This window comes from Desulfosporosinus sp. Sb-LF (assembly GCF_004766055.1).
In the GTDB taxonomy this organism is placed as follows: domain Bacteria; phylum Bacillota; class Desulfitobacteriia; order Desulfitobacteriales; family Desulfitobacteriaceae; genus Desulfosporosinus.
In genome coordinates, this window is the sequence record NZ_SPQR01000005.1 from 300,746 (window position 1) to 318,939 (window position 18,194).

General features: G+C 45.5%; 20 protein-coding genes. All 20 read right to left on the minus strand.

Going from position 1 to position 18,194, the window contains the following annotated elements; genetic code table 11:
* Window positions 1–20: 20 nt before the first annotated feature.
* The gene (gene rplX / locus E4K68_RS09605; RefSeq protein WP_135378706.1) at window positions 21–389 is read right to left on the minus strand and encodes a 50S ribosomal protein L24; all 369 of its coding nucleotides are present in this window, start codon (window positions 387–389) and stop codon (window positions 21–23) included.
* Window positions 390–402: 13 nt separating this feature from the next.
* A complete protein-coding gene (rplN, locus tag E4K68_RS09610; protein ID WP_135378707.1) occupies window positions 403–768 on the minus strand; it encodes a 50S ribosomal protein L14 in 366 nt (121 codons plus the stop codon).
* 36 nt (window positions 769–804) lie between these two features.
* A complete protein-coding gene (gene rpsQ, locus E4K68_RS09615; RefSeq protein ID WP_135378708.1) occupies window positions 805–1,065 on the minus strand; it encodes a 30S ribosomal protein S17 in 261 nt (86 codons plus the stop codon).
* A 23-nt stretch (window positions 1,066–1,088) separates the two neighbouring features.
* Entirely contained in the window at window positions 1,089–1,292 is a 204-nt protein-coding gene (rpmC, locus tag E4K68_RS09620) for a 50S ribosomal protein L29 (RefSeq protein WP_135378709.1), read from the minus strand.
* The gene (gene rplP / locus E4K68_RS09625) at window positions 1,282–1,719 is read right to left on the minus strand and encodes a 50S ribosomal protein L16 (protein ID WP_135378710.1); all 438 of its coding nucleotides are present in this window, start codon (window positions 1,717–1,719) and stop codon (window positions 1,282–1,284) included. The genes rpmC and rplP overlap by 11 nt, the downstream gene beginning before the upstream one ends.
* Window positions 1,720–2,382 carry a 30S ribosomal protein S3 gene (gene rpsC / locus E4K68_RS09630; RefSeq protein ID WP_135378711.1) on the minus strand — a complete coding sequence of 221 codons (663 nt, stop codon included), beginning with the start codon at window positions 2,380–2,382 and terminating at the stop codon, window positions 1,720–1,722.
* Window positions 2,383–2,386: 4 nt separating this feature from the next.
* The gene (gene rplV / locus E4K68_RS09635; protein WP_135378712.1) at window positions 2,387–2,728 is read right to left on the minus strand and encodes a 50S ribosomal protein L22; all 342 of its coding nucleotides are present in this window, start codon (window positions 2,726–2,728) and stop codon (window positions 2,387–2,389) included.
* A gap of 22 nt (window positions 2,729–2,750) precedes the next feature.
* Window positions 2,751–3,032, minus strand: coding sequence for a 30S ribosomal protein S19 (gene rpsS / locus E4K68_RS09640; protein WP_135378713.1), 282 nt, complete (start codon window positions 3,030–3,032; stop codon window positions 2,751–2,753).
* A gap of 18 nt (window positions 3,033–3,050) precedes the next feature.
* Window positions 3,051–3,878, minus strand: coding sequence for a 50S ribosomal protein L2 (rplB, locus tag E4K68_RS09645; protein WP_135378714.1), 828 nt, complete (start codon window positions 3,876–3,878; stop codon window positions 3,051–3,053).
* A 34-nt stretch (window positions 3,879–3,912) separates the two neighbouring features.
* Window positions 3,913–4,200, minus strand: a complete 288-nt coding sequence (gene rplW / locus E4K68_RS09650; RefSeq protein ID WP_135378715.1) for a 50S ribosomal protein L23 — start codon at window positions 4,198–4,200, stop codon at window positions 3,913–3,915.
* Window positions 4,200–4,823, minus strand: a complete 624-nt coding sequence (rplD, locus tag E4K68_RS09655; RefSeq protein WP_135378716.1) for a 50S ribosomal protein L4 — start codon at window positions 4,821–4,823, stop codon at window positions 4,200–4,202. Before rplD ends, rplW begins: the two co-directional genes overlap by 1 nt.
* 23 nt (window positions 4,824–4,846) lie before the next feature.
* The gene (rplC, locus tag E4K68_RS09660) at window positions 4,847–5,476 is read right to left on the minus strand and encodes a 50S ribosomal protein L3 (protein WP_135378717.1); all 630 of its coding nucleotides are present in this window, start codon (window positions 5,474–5,476) and stop codon (window positions 4,847–4,849) included.
* 190 nt (window positions 5,477–5,666) lie between these two features.
* Window positions 5,667–5,972, minus strand: a complete 306-nt coding sequence (gene rpsJ / locus E4K68_RS09665) for a 30S ribosomal protein S10 (RefSeq protein WP_007778414.1) — start codon at window positions 5,970–5,972, stop codon at window positions 5,667–5,669.
* Window positions 5,973–6,208: 236 nt separating this feature from the next.
* Window positions 6,209–7,411 carry an elongation factor Tu gene (gene tuf / locus E4K68_RS09670; protein ID WP_135378718.1) on the minus strand — a complete coding sequence of 401 codons (1,203 nt, stop codon included), beginning with the start codon at window positions 7,409–7,411 and terminating at the stop codon, window positions 6,209–6,211.
* A gap of 85 nt (window positions 7,412–7,496) precedes the next feature.
* A complete protein-coding gene (gene fusA / locus E4K68_RS09675; protein ID WP_135378719.1) occupies window positions 7,497–9,575 on the minus strand; it encodes an elongation factor G in 2,079 nt (692 codons plus the stop codon).
* A gap of 39 nt (window positions 9,576–9,614) precedes the next feature.
* The gene (gene rpsG / locus E4K68_RS09680) at window positions 9,615–10,085 is read right to left on the minus strand and encodes a 30S ribosomal protein S7 (RefSeq protein ID WP_135378720.1); all 471 of its coding nucleotides are present in this window, start codon (window positions 10,083–10,085) and stop codon (window positions 9,615–9,617) included.
* 42 nt (window positions 10,086–10,127) lie between these two features.
* Window positions 10,128–10,547: a 30S ribosomal protein S12 gene (gene rpsL / locus E4K68_RS09685; protein WP_135378721.1), complete on the minus strand. Its 420-nt coding sequence runs from the start codon at window positions 10,545–10,547 to the stop codon at window positions 10,128–10,130.
* 109 nt (window positions 10,548–10,656) lie between these two features.
* Window positions 10,657–10,908 carry a ribosomal L7Ae/L30e/S12e/Gadd45 family protein gene (locus E4K68_RS09690; protein ID WP_135378773.1) on the minus strand — a complete coding sequence of 84 codons (252 nt, stop codon included), beginning with the start codon at window positions 10,906–10,908 and terminating at the stop codon, window positions 10,657–10,659.
* 70 nt (window positions 10,909–10,978) lie between these two features.
* The gene (gene rpoC / locus E4K68_RS09695; protein WP_135378722.1) at window positions 10,979–14,407 is read right to left on the minus strand and encodes a DNA-directed RNA polymerase subunit beta'; all 3,429 of its coding nucleotides are present in this window, start codon (window positions 14,405–14,407) and stop codon (window positions 10,979–10,981) included.
* Between the two features lie 26 nt (window positions 14,408–14,433).
* Complete coding sequence (gene rpoB, locus E4K68_RS09700; RefSeq protein WP_135378723.1) at window positions 14,434–17,808, minus strand: DNA-directed RNA polymerase subunit beta; 3,375 nt, start codon at window positions 17,806–17,808, stop codon at window positions 14,434–14,436.
* Window positions 17,809–18,194: the final 386 nt, after the last annotated feature.

Consider the following 18,194-nt stretch of genomic DNA (forward strand, 5'->3'; position numbering starts at 1 on the left):
TGGGGTCCCTCCTTTCGCGATTAGTGTTTATCCGGTAGATTAACGCCGCAATGTTTGCAGACGCGTGATTTTCCGTTTTCCGTCACTTTGAAACTGACACGAGTCACGGAATTACACTCTTGGCAAAATAACATAACGTTCGAGCTGGCCATAGGAGCTTCTTTCTCCACAATACCACCTTGAGGCATGCTTTGAGAAGGTTTTGTATGTCGTTTAATCATGTTTGCCTTCTCAACCACTACGCGACCTTTCTTGAGAATCACGTCGATAATTTTGCCTTTTTTACCGGCATCTTTACCGCTGATAACCATAACAAAGTCGCCTTTTTTGACATGTATATTCTTAGGTTGTACCTTATGCTTAGTAGCAGCCACTTTCTTCACCTCCATCTGTCATGGGGTCTTAGATAACTTCCGGTGCCAGGGAAATAATTTTCATGTAGTTGTCACGCAGCTCACGAGCTACTGGTCCAAAGATACGTGTCCCACGTGGACTTTTGTCATCTTTGATAAGAACCGCTGCGTTCTCACTAAAACGAATATAGGAACCGTCAATACGTTTGATTTCTTTCCTTGTTCGCACTATGACGGCCTTAACAACTTCCCCTTTTTTAACAACGCCCCCTGGCGTTGCTTGCTTAACAGAAGCAACAATAATATCGCCAATCGAAGCATACCGGCGCATTGAGCCGCCCAGTACTCGAATACACATTAACTCTTTAGCGCCTGAGTTGTCTCCAACTCTAACCCTAGTCTGTACCTGGATCATTCCTATTGACCCCCTTCCGAACTAAATATAATAGTTTTAGAGAGCAAGTGATTTCTGAGTGATCTCAACCACACGCCAACACTTATCTTTACTAATAGGGCGAGTTTCCATGATTGAGACAATGTCTCCTATATGAGCTTCATTGTTCTCATCATGAGCCTTATAGTTCTTAGTGCGAGTGAACGTCTTCTTATAAATAGGATGACGCTCAGTAATTTCAACAGCTACTACGACAGTTTTATCCATCTTGTCGCTGACTACTTTGCCAATTCGGACCTTGCGCTGGGCTCTTTCCACTCTAAAAAGCCTCCTTTCTCAACTTAGGCACGTTCAATTTGTAACTCGCGCTCACGGAGAATTGTTTTACCGCGGGCAATTCCTTTACGAACTTCACGAATTCTCATAGGATTGTCGAGTTGTCCCGTTGCCAATTGGAAACGCAAATTAAACAGTTCTGTTTTGAACTCGTCGATTTCCTTTAAAACTTCATCATTTGTTAGGTCGCGGAAATCCTTAGTTTTCATTTGCGCCACCTCCTTCTAGCTCTACACGGGAAAAAATTTTACATTTAATCGGAAGCTTATGCATTGCGAGTCTCAAAGCCTCACGAGCTGTTTCCTCAGCGACTCCGTCTAATTCAAACATTACGCGTCCTGGCTTAACAACAGCAACCCAATATTCCGGTGAACCTTTACCACTACCCATACGTGTTTCAGCAGGTTTTGCAGTAACTGGCTTATCCGGGAATATCTTAATCCAAACTTGACCACCCCGTTTAATATAACGAGTCATTGCAATACGAGCAGCCTCGATTTGACGGTTCGTAATCCAGCCACAATCCAATGCCACAAGACCGTATTCACCAAAAGTAATGGTGTTACCGCGTGTAGCTTTACCTGACATATGACCACGATGTTGTTTACGATGTTTCACTCTGGATGGGACTAACATCTAGTTTCCTCCTTCCACCTGAGCGACGACCTTTTTGGCAGGAAGTACCTCACCTTTATAAATCCAAACCTTGATACCAATCTTACCGTACGTAGTATTGGCTTCAGCGAACCCGTAGTCAATATCTGCGCGCAGTGTGTGAAGGGGTACTTTCCCTTCATGATACCATTCGGTTCGGGCAATTTCGGCTCCAGCCAAACGACCGCTGCATTGAATTTTAATACCTTGTGCGCCTGTCCGCATTGTCCGGCCAACAGTTTGCTTCATTGCCCGACGGAAGGACACCCGTTTTTCAAGTTGTAATGCAATATTTTCGGCTACCAGCGTGGCATCCATTTCGGGTTTCTTGATTTCTACAATGTTTACAGTCACTTGCTTTTTAGTGATGGCTTCGAGCTGTTTGCGCAAGTTCTCAACTTCTTGACCGCCACGGCCGATTACGATACCAGGCTTGGCAGCATGAACCGACACTTTAACACGACTAGCTGCTCGTTCAATCTCAACTTTAGGACATCCCGCTTGTTTGAGCTTATTTTTTACGAACGCACGGATCTTCAAATCCTCATGAAGAAGTTCCATGTAGTTTTTGTCTGCATACCATCGGCTTTCCCAGTCCCGGATAATTCCGATGCGGAGGCCTTTGGGATTAACCTTTTGACCCACAGTTTTAGCCCTCCTTCTTCTCGCCCACAACCACAGTAATGTGACTCGTCCGTTTCCGGATTTGGTCCGCACGTCCCATGGCCCGAGGCTTGATGCGTTTTAAGGTCGGTCCTTGATCCACACATATTTCAGTAATAATCAGATCATCAACATTCATATCATAGTTGTGTCCTGCATTAGCGACTGCTGACTTCAACACCTTCGCCACATCATCCGTGGACCCATTAGGTGTAAATTGAAGAATAGCGAACGCATCACTGACATTTTTGCCACGAATCAAATTAACGACCTGGCGCACCTTGCGAGGAGAGATACGTACATATTTTGCCACTGCCTTTGCTTGCATATGCCTTTAGCCTCCTCTCGAATTAACGTAAGCCGCTGGATTTTTCGCTTCCAGCATGGCCCTTATAGGTGCGAGTTGGCGAAAATTCGCCCAGTTTATGCCCAACCATGTCTTCGGTAACATAGACCGGCACGTGTTTTCGTCCATCGTGAACCGCAATGGTGAGTCCGACCATTTGCGGGAAAATTGTTGAGCGTCTGGACCACGTCTTAATGACGCGTTTTTCACCCGATTCGTTCATCGCTTCAACACGATCAAGCAAACGAGTTTCGACGAAAGGTCCTTTTTTAAGAGATCTGCTCATTTATGGGCCTCCTTTCGACTACTTACTGCGCCGTTTCACAATAAAGCGATTCGACGGATTTTTCTTTTTCCGAGTCTTAGCTCCAAGTGCTGGTTTACCCCAAGGAGTAACAGGGTTACGACCGATCGAGTTACGGCCTTCACCACCACCATGTGGATGGTCACAAGGATTCATAACGGAACCACGAACTGTTGGACGAATGCCCATCCAGCGTGATCTTCCCGCTTTACCGATATTAATGTTCTCGTGGTCTAAGTTACCAACTTGTCCAATGGTTGCACGGCATTCAATTCGAATCATACGCATTTCACCGGACGGAAGTCGTAAAGTTGCGTAAGAGCCTTCCTTCGCCATCAGTTGAGCAGAACCGCCAGCACTACGCACCATTTGCGCCCCTTTGCCAGGTTTCATCTCAATATTGTGTAGCAAGGTACCCACAGGAATATTTTGCAGTGGTAACGTGTTTCCAACTTTGATGTCGGCATCTGGGCCGGAAACTACCATTTGATCCACTTTTAGCCCATTAGGAGCTAAGATATAGGTTTTTAAGCCATCTTGATAGAACAATAAGGCTATATTGGCCGAACGGTTCGGATCATATTCGATGCTAGCTACACGAGCAGGAATACCATCTTTATTCCGTTTAAAGTCAATGACACGGTACATTTTTTTATGTCCGCCGCCTTGGTGACGAACACTCAATCGTCCATCGTTGTTCCGGCCTGCCTTTTTGGTCAAAGGCTTGACTAAGGAGCGTTCAGGCTCAGTTCTGGTGATTTCTTCAAACGTCGAAACAGTCATATTCCGACGACTTGGAGATGTCGGTTTAAATGATTTCAATGCCATGAATTTTCATTTTCCTCCTTTGCTTCAAGCTTTCTTACAGACCCGCGTAGTTATCAATCTTATCTCCAGCTTTAAGCGTAGCAATCGCTTTTTTGCGGTCAGATGTTTTTCCAAGATACTTGCCTACCCGTTTCTTTTTACCTTTTACACTGACTGTACGGAGTTCGACAACCGAAACCTTGAACATCTTTTCTACCGCTGCTTTGATTTCGATTTTGTTTGCAGCAGGATTTACCCAGAAGGTGTATTTATTTTCCTCGACAAGTCCAACAGACTTCTCAGAGATTACGGGACTTTTGAGGACATCTCGTGCGTCGCGCATTACGCTAACACCTCCTCTGTTTTTGTTACTGCAGCTTTGGTCATCACGAGCACATCATAATGTAGTATGTCATAAACATTCATCCCAGCAACATCAGTTGCCTTTACACCCACTATATTGCGAGCGGAACGAAGCACCGCCTCATCAACATCATCCATTACGATCATAGCTTTCTTGTCTGCATGAAGTGCCTTGAGCACTTTAACCATTTCACGAGTTTTTGCTTCACCCATGCTCAGAACATCCAGGACAATCAACTGTTGCTCCATAACTTTCGAAGAGAGTGCCGAGTGCAAAGCCAATCGGCGAACTTTTTTAGGTAATTTGAAGCCGTATTTACGTGGTTTAGGTGCGAATATAACACCGCCGCCTCTCCACAATGGAGAACGCGTACTACCAGAACGTGCACGTCCTGTACCTTTTTGACGCCATGGTTTTCGTCCACCTCCGCGCACTTCACCGCGTAACAAGGCGGATTGTGTGCCTCTCCTAGCTGATGCAAGTTGAGATACAACAGCAGAATGAAGAACGTGGACGTTTGGAGTTATTCCAAATACACTTTCGCTAAGTTCGATTTCTCCGACCGAAGCGCCTTGCATATTTAACACTTGAACTTTCGGCATTGCTTATTCCTCCTTTCTCAGTGTTACTTCGCCTTGACAGAAGGCTTCAGAATGAGCAACGATTTATTCGCTCCTGGGACAGATCCCCTGATCAAAATTAGGTTTTTATCCATATCAACCCGGACAACTTCCAGGTTTTGTACTGTTACACGTTCGCCACCCATACGTCCGGGCAGTTCACGACCTTTAAATACTCGAGCTGGGCCCTTCGCGCCAAGGGAACCTGAACGACGATGATACTTCGAACCGTGCGCCATTGGTCCACGACTAGCGTTATGACGCTTAATCATTCCAGCGAAGCCCTTACCCTTTGATGTCCCAACGACATCAATCTTGTCGCCAACTGTAAACAGATCCACTAATACTTCTTGGCCGATTTCATAGCTATCGACGTCATTAACTTTAAACTCACGAACATACCGCATCGGTTTAAGCGATGCTTTCTGGAAATGTCCTTTTCGCGGCTTATTACTTAAGCCATCGCGAAGCATTGAGAAGCCAAGTTGAATAGCGTTGTAGCCATCAGTCGCTACAGTTTTCTTCTGCACAACTGGACATGGGCCTGCCTCGACGACTGTGACCGGGACTACACGCCCTTCTGCAGTGAAAATTTGAGTCATGCCGACCTTTTTCCCTAAAATTCCTTTTGACACGAATGCCACCTCCTGAACGCTTTGAAGTGCGCCAGATCTTTCTGGAGCACGAGAGCGTCGTTTTATTTATTTTTGTTAGTGACTTATCGGCAGCTACTCCACGCTACCGGGTGTTTCACGCAACAAACATAACGATAGTATATCACATGATGTGACGTTTGGCTACTCATAATAGTAACAAATTTACTACTTAGAGCTTGATTTCGATGTCGACGCCAGCTGGTAAGTCTAAACGCATCAGTGCATCCACCGTTTTAGGTGTAGGCTCGAGGATATCAATCAGTCGTTTATGAGTGCGCATTTCAAACTGTTCCCGAGAATCTTTATTGACGTGAGGAGAGCGTAGAATGGTGTATATGCTTTTCTCAGTCGGTAGAGGAATCGGTCCACTGACCTGCGCGCCTGTACGCTTTGCAGTTTCTACAATGCGTTCTGCTGATTGGTCAAGAGTTTTGTGATCAAATGCCTTAAGACGGATCCTGATTTTTTGGCTCATAACTAAATACCTACCTCCTCATAATTCCCGTTATACGGGTTAAAAACGTAAAAATTCCCTGGTTCAAGCGGAGTCACCTGGCCAGCAACCTTTTACGCCATAGCAGAAATCAGAAGTCCGATGCCGGTAGCCGGAAGAGTAAACTACACTCAATGAACCAGCGCACCATTATCCGACTTCTTCTGTAGAGGAGAAGAGTTTCTTCCCCTCTATCTAAATCCTCTAGAAGTGTTCAATTATGCATTAACTTTGGCAACAATTCCTGATCCAACAGTACGGCCACCCTCACGGATAGCAAAGCGAAGTCCTTCTTCCATAGCAATTGGAGTGATAAGTTCAACATCAATTGTTACACGGTCACCTGGCATAACCATTTCGGTGCCTTCTGGAAGAGTGATAACACCCGTAACATCCGTTGTACGGAAGTAGAATTGAGGGCGATAGTTGTGGAAAAATGGAGTATGACGTCCGCCCTCTTCTTTATTCAGGATATAAACCTCACCAGAGAACTTTGTATGAGGCTTAATAGATCCCGTCTTGGCCAGAACTTGTCCACGTTCGATATCTTTACGCTCAACACCACGAAGGAGCGCACCGATGTTATCACCCGCTTGAGCTTGATCCAAGAGTTTACGGAACATTTCTACACCAGTAACAACGGTTTTACGAGAAACATCAGTCAAACCAACGATTTCAACTTCGTCCCCTACTTTGACTCGTCCACGTTCAACACGACCTGTAGCAACAGTACCACGTCCGGTGATCGTGAATACATCCTCGATAGGCATCAAGAAAGGCTTATCAGTGTCGCGTTCAGGAGTCGGAATGTAGGAATCAACAGCATCCATCAAATTCCAAATCTTACCGCACCATTCGCAGTCACGTTGTCCGCAACCACATTGAAGAGCCTTAAGACCTGAACCTGGAACGATGGGAACATTGTCACCATCGAACTCATACATGCTTAAGAGTTCGCGAATTTCCATTTCAACGAGTTCTAGTAGCTCTGCATCATCAACCATATCTGATTTGTTGAGCCAAACTACAATGCTAGGAACACCAACTTGGCGAGCCAAGAGGATGTGTTCACGAGTTTGTGGCATAGGACCGTCTGCAGCGGAAACACAGAGGATCGCGCCGTCCATCTGAGCAGCACCAGTGATCATGTTTTTAACATAGTCAGCGTGGCCTGGGCAGTCAACGTGTGCATAGTGGCGGTTCTCGGTCTCATACTCAACGTGTGCAGTAGAAATGGTGATTCCACGCTCGCGCTCTTCTGGAGCTTTGTCGATTTGGTCAAATGCCGTTGCCACAGCACCACCAGTTTTTGAGAGTACAACGGTAATTGCAGCCGTTGTAGTAGTCTTACCATGGTCAACGTGGCCAATGGTTCCAACATTAACGTGTGGTTTTGTACGTTCATACTTTGCTTTTCCCATTTTTTTCACTCCTTTAAAATTAAGTCACTCTATAAATCAGTGAGATTTCGATGATCGAACTTCGAACCACGAACCTCGAACTCGCTTAAGATCCTTGGCGCTTGGCAATAATGCCATCTGCAATGCCCTTTGGTACTTCTTCATAGTGGTCAAATTGCATCACATAAACTCCACGCCCTTGTGTGGCTGACCGTAGATCGGTAGAATAGCCAAACATTTCGGACAGCGGTACAAATCCGCGGACAACCTGTGTATTTCCACGTGCTTCCATTCCTTCAATACGTCCACGGCGTGAGCTAATATCTCCAATAACATCACCCATGTATTCCTCAGGAACAGTTACTTCAACTTTCATCACTGGCTCAATAATTGCAGGGTCAGCCTTGAGGGCACCAGCTTTAAAAGCCATAGATCCAGCAATCTTAAATGCCATTTCTGAAGAGTCGACATCGTGATATGAACCATCATACACGGTAGCTCGAATGTCAAGTACTGGATAACCAGCAAGAATACCATTTTGTAAGGCTTCTTCAATACCGGCGCCGATCGGGTTGATGTATTCTCTTGGAATAACACCTCCGACCACTTTGTTAACAAACTCAAAACCGCTTCCGGGTTCAAGAGGAGTAAGTTCGACCCAACAGTGTCCGTATTGACCACGACCACCAGACTGGCGAACAAATTTCCCTTCGGATTTAACCGTACGTCGAATAGTTTCTTTATAAGCAACTTGCGGGCGTCCTACATCGCATTGGACTTTGAATTCTCGTTGTAAACGGTCAACAATAATTTCTAGATGCAGTTCACCCATACCAGCAATAATTGTCTGCCCCGTCTCCTGATCTGTATGCATTCTAAATGTCGGGTCCTCTTCTGCGAGTCGAGCGAGTGCTCCGCCCATTTTTTCTTGGTCGGCTTTCGTCTTAGGTTCGATTGCTACGTCGATAACTGGCTCTGGGAACACCATCTTTTCGAGAACGATTGGTGTCTTCTCATCACACAAGGTATCACCTGTAGTTGTATCTTTTAAACCCACGGCGGCAGCAATGTCACCAGAACGCACTTCTTGAATATCTTCACGGTGATTGGCGTGCATTTGAAGTATCCGACCAACGCGCTCACGCTTGCCTTTAGTCGAATTGTACACGTAAGAACCAGAAGCTAACACTCCAGAATAGACCCTGAAAAATGCCAATTTACCCACGAATGGGTCAGCCATGATCTTAAAGGCCAAGGCCGAGAAGGCTTCAGTATCAGAGGCTGTTCTATGGTCTTCCGCCCCGGTATCCGGATGTACCCCATTAATGGGTGGTACGTCCAAGGGAGAGGGCATGTAGTCGACAACTGCGTCGAGCAACGGCTGAACCCCTTTGTTCTTAAACGCAGACCCGCAAAGAACCGGAATAAATTTATTTCCGATTACTCCACGACGAATGCCGGCACGAATTTCCTGTTCGGAAATTTCTACACCTTCGAGATATTTCATCATGAGTTCTTCACTTGTTTCAGCGACTGCTTCAACCAGTTTCTCACGATACTCTTTGGCAAGTTCGACTAAATCTTCAGGAATGACATTGTGATCTTCCGTTGTGCCCAAATCATCCGTGTAGACTGTAGATGTCATCGTCACCAGATCCACAATCCCCTTGAAATTTTCTTCGCTGCCGATCGGCAACTGAAGCGGGATAGGGTTAGCACCCAATCTGTCAGCAATCATCGAAACGCCACGGAAAAAATCAGCACCCAAGCGATCCATCTTGTTAATAAAAGCAACACGTGGAACCTTGTATTTATCTGCTTGACGCCAAACAGTTTCAGATTGAGGTTCAACCCCGCCGACAGAACAGAACACAGCCACTGCTCCGTCGAGTACACGCAATGAGCGTTCAACTTCTACAGTAAAGTCCACGTGCCCTGGTGTGTCGATAATGTTAATACGATTACTCTTCCATTGGCAGGTTGTAGCAGCAGAAGTAATAGTGATACCGCGTTCTTGCTCCTGAACCATCCAGTCCATTGTTGCAGCACCATCATGAACTTCCCCAATTTTATGCACTCGTCCAGTGTAAAAGAGTATGCGTTCGGTGGTCGTTGTTTTCCCCGCGTCAATATGAGCCATAATCCCGATATTACGCGTATTTTCTAGTGAAAATTGCCTTGCCACTGTTATTCCCCCTTTCTGTCAAACTCAGTGTGCCTCAAACTACCATTTGTAATGCGCAAAAGCCTTATTAGCCTCGGCCATTTTGTGCATATCTTCTTTCTTTTTGACAGAACCACCAGTATTATTGGAGGCATCGAGCAATTCACCAGCAATCTTTTCTTGCATCGTTTTCTCGCCGCGCTTACGAGCCTGCGCAACAAGCCAACGCAGTGCAAGTGTCGAGCGACGATCTGCGCGAACTTCAATAGGAACTTGATAATTAGCCCCACCTACGCGGCGAGCTTTTACTTCGAGAACTGGCATAACGTTTTTCAAAGCAGTGCCAAAGACTTCAAGTGGGTCCTTACCAGACTTTTCCTGAATCATATTAAATGCGCTGTAGCAAATAGCCTCTGCCGTTCCCTTTTTACCATCTAACATAATCTGATTGATAAACTTCGTGACGGTTTGGTTCTTGTATATTGGATCAGGCAGAACTTCGCGTTTCGCAACATATCCTTTACGTGGCATAAATTTCCCTCCTTTGTATCCTATTTTAAATTGCTGTCTAGCTTAGGCCTTTTTCGGACGTTTTGCACCGTATTTCGAGCGTCCTTGTGCGCGCTTTTGAACAGCAGTTGTGTCCAAGGCACCACGAATGACGTGATAACGTACGCCTGGAAGGTCTTTAATACGACCACCACGGATTAAAACCACGGAGTGCTCTTGTAAGTTGTGTCCGATTCCTGGAATATAAGCCGTAACTTCAAGCGAATTACTTAAACGAACACGAGCTACTTTTCGGAGTGCGGAGTTAGGTTTTTTAGGGGTAGTGGTATAAACCCTTATACAAACTCCACGTTTTTGTGAGGATCCTCCTGACGGATATTGCTTGCGCTTTAGAGAGTTATAACCCCACTGTAATGCTGGAGCAGTTGACTTTTTCGCGGCTGAGGCACGTCCATTACGAATGAGTTGGTTAATCGTCGGCATGTCTCCACCTCCTTTCTGATCAGATCAATATACAAGGAATTGCTTGCAGCAGCATTTAGCAAGCAATTCCAAACTCTGCAATATGTGCGTATGAATTCTTAACGGGTCATTAGTCTTCCAATATGGCTGCTACTGCTGTACCTACTTCTATCCCACACGCTTTTCCCAGTTCCTTCATTGTCGGAACCTCAATGCACTCCACCTGATGGCTTATACACGATTCACGTATGGGACGAACTATATGCGTTTCAGCATCGTTCGCCATATATACACGCCGTACGAGCCCTTTTTCCAGGGCTCGTTGGGTTTGTTTAAACCCAACTGTTTTTTGTTTGGCGGTTTTGAAGGTTTCATCAAGCATCAAAATGCTTTCCCCCTTAATCACACTATTGTAGTTTAGCATTTGAGTACTAGAGTGTCAATAATTGTGTTTAAATTGTTTCTAGAGTTTTTATATTACGATACCTAGACATCCCTGTTCCGGCGGGGATTAGCTTCCCAATGATTACATTTTCTTTGAGGCCGAGTAGTGGATCGACTTTTCCTTTGATAGCCGCTTCCGTTAACACCCTCGTTGTTTCTTGGAACGAAGCCGCAGAGAGGAAAGAATCGGTTGCCAGGGAGGCTTTGGTGATTCCCAAAAGCACTGGGTGTGCTACTGCAGGCTCTCCACCTGCACCAATGGCCCGTATATTTTCTTCTTCAAATTGAAAGACATCAATGAGACCACCTGGGAGTAAAGTTGTATCTCCGGCATCATCGATTTTCACCTTACGTAACATTTGGCGTACCATGACCTCGATATGTTTATCATTGATATCCACCCCTTGAAGTCGATATACACGCTGAACTTCCCCTAAAAGATAGACCTGAACCCCTCGTTGACCTTTGACTTTTAGCATATCATGAGGATTAATACTTCCTTCTGTCAACTCATCGCCCGCTTCGACCATCTGGCCTTCTTTAACACTGAGTCGTGAGCCGTAAGGAATGGTATAGATGATATGCTCCTCATTTTCAGTCAGGAGATCCACTTCGCGTCGTCCTTTGACTTCACTGATTGATACCTTCCCAATCGCTTCTGAGATAATCGCTTGCCCTTTAGGTTTACGCGCTTCAAAAAGCTCTTCTACCCGCGGAAGACCTTGCGTAATGTCATCTCCTGCAACACCACCAGTATGGAACGTACGCATGGTGAGCTGAGTTCCAGGTTCTCCAATGGATTGAGCTGCGATAATTCCTACTGCTTCGCCCATTTCAACTGGTCGACCCGTTGCAAGGTTTCGGCCATAACACCTCTTGCAAACGCCATAGCGTGACTTACAGGTAAGAACCGAACGGATAATAGCAGACTCGAAATTTTTCGCAATATCAACGGCCTGTTCTTCTGTTATTTCAGTTTCAGGTGAAGCCAGTAATTCTCCTGTTTTGGGATGATGCAGCTCTTCAAGCACAAAGCGGCCAACGAGTCGATCTTCCAATGGCTCAATAATCTCTGGACCATCCTTAATATCTTCTACCATGATGCCATTCGGCGTTCCGCAGTCTTCTTCACGCACAATTACATCTTGAGATACATCAACCAAACGACGTGTCAGATAACCAGAGTCAGCAGTCCGTAAAGCTGTATCCGCAAGACCCTTCCGAGCGCCATGAGAGGAAATAAAGTATTCTAATACGGTTAGCCCTTCACGGAAATTAGCTTTAATTGGTAACTCGATGGTACGACCGGATGGATCTGCCATAAGTCCCCGCATCCCAGCTAATTGCCTCAGTTGTTGGATATTACCCCGAGCACCTGAAGTAGCCATCATATACACTGGGTTGAACTGATTAAGAGTATCCATTAACGCTTGGGTTACAGTTTTTGTTGCTTTAGCCCAAGTATCAATGACAAGGTTATATCTCTCTTCGTCCGTAATCAGACCACGCCGATATTGTTGCTCAGTTTTCGCAACTGCGGCATCAGCGTTGGCTAGAATCGTTGTCTTCTCTTCTGGAACCGTAATGTCCGTCAATCCAACAGTTATCCCTGCCCGTGTAGAGAATTTAAATCCTTGACTCTTTAATCCATCTAGTAAAGTAGCTGTGGCTTCATAACCACAAATTCGATACGCCTTAGCCACAATGTCCCCGAGGCCCTTTTTACCAACAACTTCGTTAAAATAACCGATTTCGGAAGGAATAACGGAATTGAAAATTAAACGGCCCACTGTTGTTTCTAGTAGTTTCCCGTCCCGGCGAACTTTAATCGTGGCTTGCAGGTGAACCTCTTTTGTATCATAGGCTAATACAGCCTCATCATAATCTTTGAATATTTTTCCTTCACCAAAGGCCCCCGGACGATCCATGGTCAAGTAGTAAGATCCTAAAACCATGTCCTGGGTTGGAGTGGCCACTGGCCGTCCATCTTTGGGGTTCAAGATATTGTGGGCAGACAACATCAGCAATCTTGCTTCAGACTGAGCCTCAGCAGACAATGGAACGTGTACCGCCATTTGGTCACCGTCAAAGTCCGCGTTATAAGCTGTACAAACTAGCGGATGAATCTGTAATGCACGGCCTTCGACCAGAATCGGTTCAAACGCCTGAATTCCCAAACGGTGAAGGGTAGGGGCTCTATTAAGAAGGACAGGATGTGCTGTAATAACCTCTTCAAGAACATCCCAAACCTCAGGACGCACCCGCTCAACCATACGTTTAGCACTTTTAATATTGTGGGCATGGCCCTCATTCACAAGCTTTTTCATTACAAAAGGCTTGAAAAGCTCTAAGGCCATTTCTTTAGGAAGACCACACTGGTGAAGTTTAAGATACGGTCCGACAACGATAACAGAACGACCGGAATAGTCTACGCGTTTTCCTAAGAGGTTTTGCCTAAAACGCCCTTGTTTCCCCTTTAACATATCACTTAGAGATTTAAGTGGGCGATTACCTGGACCAGTTACAGGACGTCCACGACGACCATTATCGATCAAGGCATCCACTGCTTCTTGAAGCATCCGCTTCTCATTGCGCACAATAATATCTGGAGCACCGAGGTCCAAAAGGCGCTTCAAACGATTGTTACGATTAATAACTCGACGATAGAGATCATTAAGGTCTGACGTTGCAAAGCGTCCGCCATCCAATTGGACCATTGGCCTCAGTTCGGGAGGGATTACTGGAACGGCATCCATAATCATCCACTCAGGACGGTTTCCAGAACTTTTAAATGCCTCAACAACTTCGAGGCGGCGGATAGCACGAATTTTCCGCTGTCCCGAAACTTCTTTTAACTCAACCCGTAGTTCGTCATTAAGTTTGTCTAAGTCCATCTCTTCGAGCAATTCTTTAACTGCTTCAGCTCCCATACTGGCCTTGAAACTGTCCCCGTATTTATCACGGTATTCTCTATACTCTGTTTCAGTTAAAAGTTGCTTTTTCATCAGAGATGTGTCGCCTGAGTCTGTCACAATATAAGAGACAAAATACAAGACTTTTTCCAACGAACGAGGAGACATATCTAAAAGCAAACCCATCCGGCTCGGAATCCCTTTAAAGTACCAAATGTGGGATACCGGAGCAGCGAGCACAATGTGTCCCATCCGTTCGCGTCGAACTTTGGAACGGGTCACTTCGACTCCACAACGGTCACAAACAATTCCTTTGTATCGAACACGTTTGTACTTTCCGCAGTGGCATTCCCAGTCCCGAGTCGGGCCAAAGATTTTTTCGCAAAATAAACCTTCTCGTTCCGGCTTTAAGGTCCGATAGTTTATGGTTTCAGGCTTCTTTACCTCTCCAAAAGACCACTCACGAATCATATCCGGAGAAGCTAAGCCAATACGCATACGGTCGAAGTTATTGACGTCTAGCAATCCTTATCGCTCCTTTCGTCCGGGGACTATTTGAGATCGCCAAGATCTATATCTTCTTCCTCAAGGACTTCCACATTTAATTCATCCAGCGGATCTTCTTCATCAACACCGAGTTCCTCTTCCTCATCCGTGCTGGCAACTATACGCGTCACCGGAGCTGGGAGTTCCTCATGAAGATCAATGCCGAGTTCCTTCGCAGTTTCTGTAATGTCCTCATCGGTATCATGAATCTCAATTTCCCGATCATCTGATGCTAAAAGTCGTACATCTAGTCCTAAACTTTGCATTTCTTTAATTAATACCTTAAAAGATTCTGGAATTCCTGGTTCAGGAATGTTTTCGCCTTTAACGATTGCTTCGTACGTCTTGACACGACCAACAACATCGTCCGATTTAACCGTTAATATCTCCTGTAAAGTATAAGCAGCTCCATAAGCTTCTAACGCCCAAACTTCCATTTCCCCAAAACGCTGACCACCGAACTGAGCTTTACCACCCAACGGCTGTTGAGTCACAAGAGAATATGGTCCTGTCGAACGTGCATGAATTTTATCGTCCACCAAATGGTGAAGTTTTAGAACATACATATATCCAACAGTGATCTTGCTGTCAAAGGGATCTCCGGTACGCCCATCATATAGTATCGTCTTTCCATCGCTGGAAAGGCCAGCTTTCGTCAACGTCTCAAAAATGTCATCTTCTGTGGCACCGTCAAAGACTGGAGTTGCAATACGAATCCCCAATGCCTTCGCTGCCCGACCTAGATGAGTTTCCAGAACCTGACCGATATTCATTCGAGAAGGAACGCCCAACGGATTTAGAACTATTTCAATCGGTGTTCCATCCGGCATAAACGGCATGTCCTCTTGACGCATGATCCGCGAAATAACCCCTTTATTTCCGTGGCGACCCGCAACCTTGTCTCCTACAGAAATCTTCCGCTTTTGGGCGATATAAACCCGAACGAGCTGATTAACACCTGGAGATAACTCATCTCCATTTTCGCGGGTAAATACCTTCACATCAACAATCTTCCCGGCTTCTCCATGTGGCACACGCAGGGAGGTATCACGCACCTCACGCGCCTTTTCTCCGAAGATCGCACGGAGTAAACGCTCCTCTGCTGTAAGCTCTGTTTCGCCTTTTGGCGTAACTTTTCCGACCAGGATGTCTCCTGGACGCACTTCAGCTCCAATACGGATAATCCCACGCTCATCAAGATCCTTTAAAACATCCTCTCCAACGTTAGGGATGTCACGAGTAATTTCTTCTGGACCAAGCTTTGTATCGCGCGCATCAGATTCATACTCTTCGATATGGATTGAAGTATAATAGTCCTCTCGAACGAGCTTTTCGCTAATGAGGATCGCATCCTCATAGTTATACCCTTCCCAAGTCATGAAGGCCACTAAGACGTTACGTCCTAAGGCAAGTTCTCCATGGTCAGTCGATGGACCATCCGCAATAATCTGGTTAGCTTCAACGATCTCCCCTTTGTTAACAATGGGGCGCTGGTTTATGCAGGTCCCTTGGTTCGAGCGAGAATATTTGAGCAGTTTATGTTTCTCGGTTGTTCCATCATCATGACGGACTATGATTTCATCAGCGGTCGACCTCTCAACAACCCCAGCCTGTTTGGTAATTGCACAAACACCCGAGTCCTTGGCTGTCTTGTACTCCATTCCTGTCCCGACGTAAGGCGAATCTGTACGTAAGAGGGGTACAGCCTGCCGCTGCATGTTAGAACCCATCAATGCTCGGTTCGCATCATCGTGTTCCAAGAACGGGATAAGAGCCGTTGCAATGGAGACCATTTGTTTTGGAGAAACGTCCATGTAATCGATGTGGTTTGGGGACACAAGAACAAAGTCTGGACCATGACGAGCCTCGATTTTATCTCCAAGGAACTTACCATTCTCATCAAGCGGAGCATTTGCCTGTGCTACGACAAATTGTTCTTCTTCGTCTGCGGTTAAGTAATGGATTTCATCCGTAACTTGACCATTTTCTTTATCCGCCATACGGTAAGGAGCTTCAATAAAGCCATAAGGATTAATACGTCCGTACGTCGCTAACGATCCAATCAAACCAATGTTGGGACCTTCTGGAGTCTCTACCGGACACATTCTTCCGTAGTGAGAAAAGTGAACGTCACGCACTTCAAAACCGGCACGTTCTCTGCTCAATCCTCCAGGTCCTAAGGCACTCAAACGACGCTTATGCGTTAACTCAGCCAAAGGATTTGTCTGATCCATAAACTGCGACAACTGACTGCTACCAAAGAACTCCTTGATTGCAGCTACAACAGGTCTGATATTGATTAAGACCTGAGGGGTGATCACTTCAACGTCTTGAATCGTCATACGCTCGCGCACTACGCGTTCCATACGGGACAATCCAATTCGGAATTGGTTTTGGAGAAGCTCTCCAACCGAACGTAACCTACGATTTCCCAAATGGTCGATGTCATCCTTATGTCCCTCACCATTCATCAAAGCGAGCATCCTTTGGACGGCTGCCACGATATCCCCACGAGTCAAATGCCGTACTTCCATCGGAATATCCAGACCCAATTTCTTATTGAGTTTATACCGACCTACTTTTGCCAGATCATAGCGTTTAGCATCAAAGAAAAGCGCCTCAAGTAATGATCGTGCACTGTCGACGGTAGGAGGTTCACCTGGTCTTAACCGTTTGTAAATTTCAACCAAAGCTTCTTCAGTTGACTCTGAGTTGTCTCTTTCTAAGGTAGCGCGAATATATTCATTATCATTAAACAATTCCAAAATCTGGCCATTGCTTGCATAACCCAGGGCACGAATAAGTACGGTGCCTGGTAGTTTTCGAGTTCGGTCAACTCTCACATGGATGTTATCATTAACATCTGTTTCAAATTCCAACCATGCACCACGATTTGGAATTACTGTAGCTCCAAACAGCTTCTTGCCGCTCGCATCAATTTGTTCAGCATAATACACTCCTGGGGAACGTACAAGTTGGCTGACGATGACACGTTCGGCCCCGTTAATAATAAACGTACCTTTGTCTGTCATCAACGGGAAATCCCCCATAAAGACTTCCTGTTCTTTCACTTCCCCAGTTTCTTTGTTTATCAGGCGGACCTTTACTCGTAAAGGCGCTGCATACGTGACATCGCGTTCCTTACACTCTTCGACCTGATATTTAGCATCTCCTAGGCTGTAGTCAATAAATTCCAAAACTAGATTGCCTGTGAAGTCCTGAATGGGTGATATATCGCGAAACATATCGCGCAACCCTTCATCAAGAAACCAACGATAGGAGTTCTGCTGAATTTCGATTAAATTTGGCATGTCGAGGACTTCCCGGATCCTGGAGTAACTCCAGCGTTCCCGCGTCCCAACCTTAACAGGATAGAACATTTACGTTTCACCCCTCAGTGCGATTTCCTCTCATTGAGGTATTATATATTGACATAGACAGCCAAAAGCAAGGCCTTTAAAAAAACCTCGCTTCACTGTTTATGGTGTTCTTTCAGCATGCATCATGCGTTAATCTCAAGATATATCTCCTTATTTTCCAATGCTTGTGAACCTTTACCATACTCTGGGCATTTTAAGTAATAAATCCCAGTCACCCATAGTAACATTTATAGATTATAGCAAGTTGACGTTACTATGTCAAGTAAAAATGTACTTTCTTGCTACCAAAGCGCGAAATTCTACCATCAAACTTTTAGAAAAGAAACCACATTTTGTGTACCAGTTGGTTGATTCCTATGTGATTATCTGGATAATAAAGAAGGTAC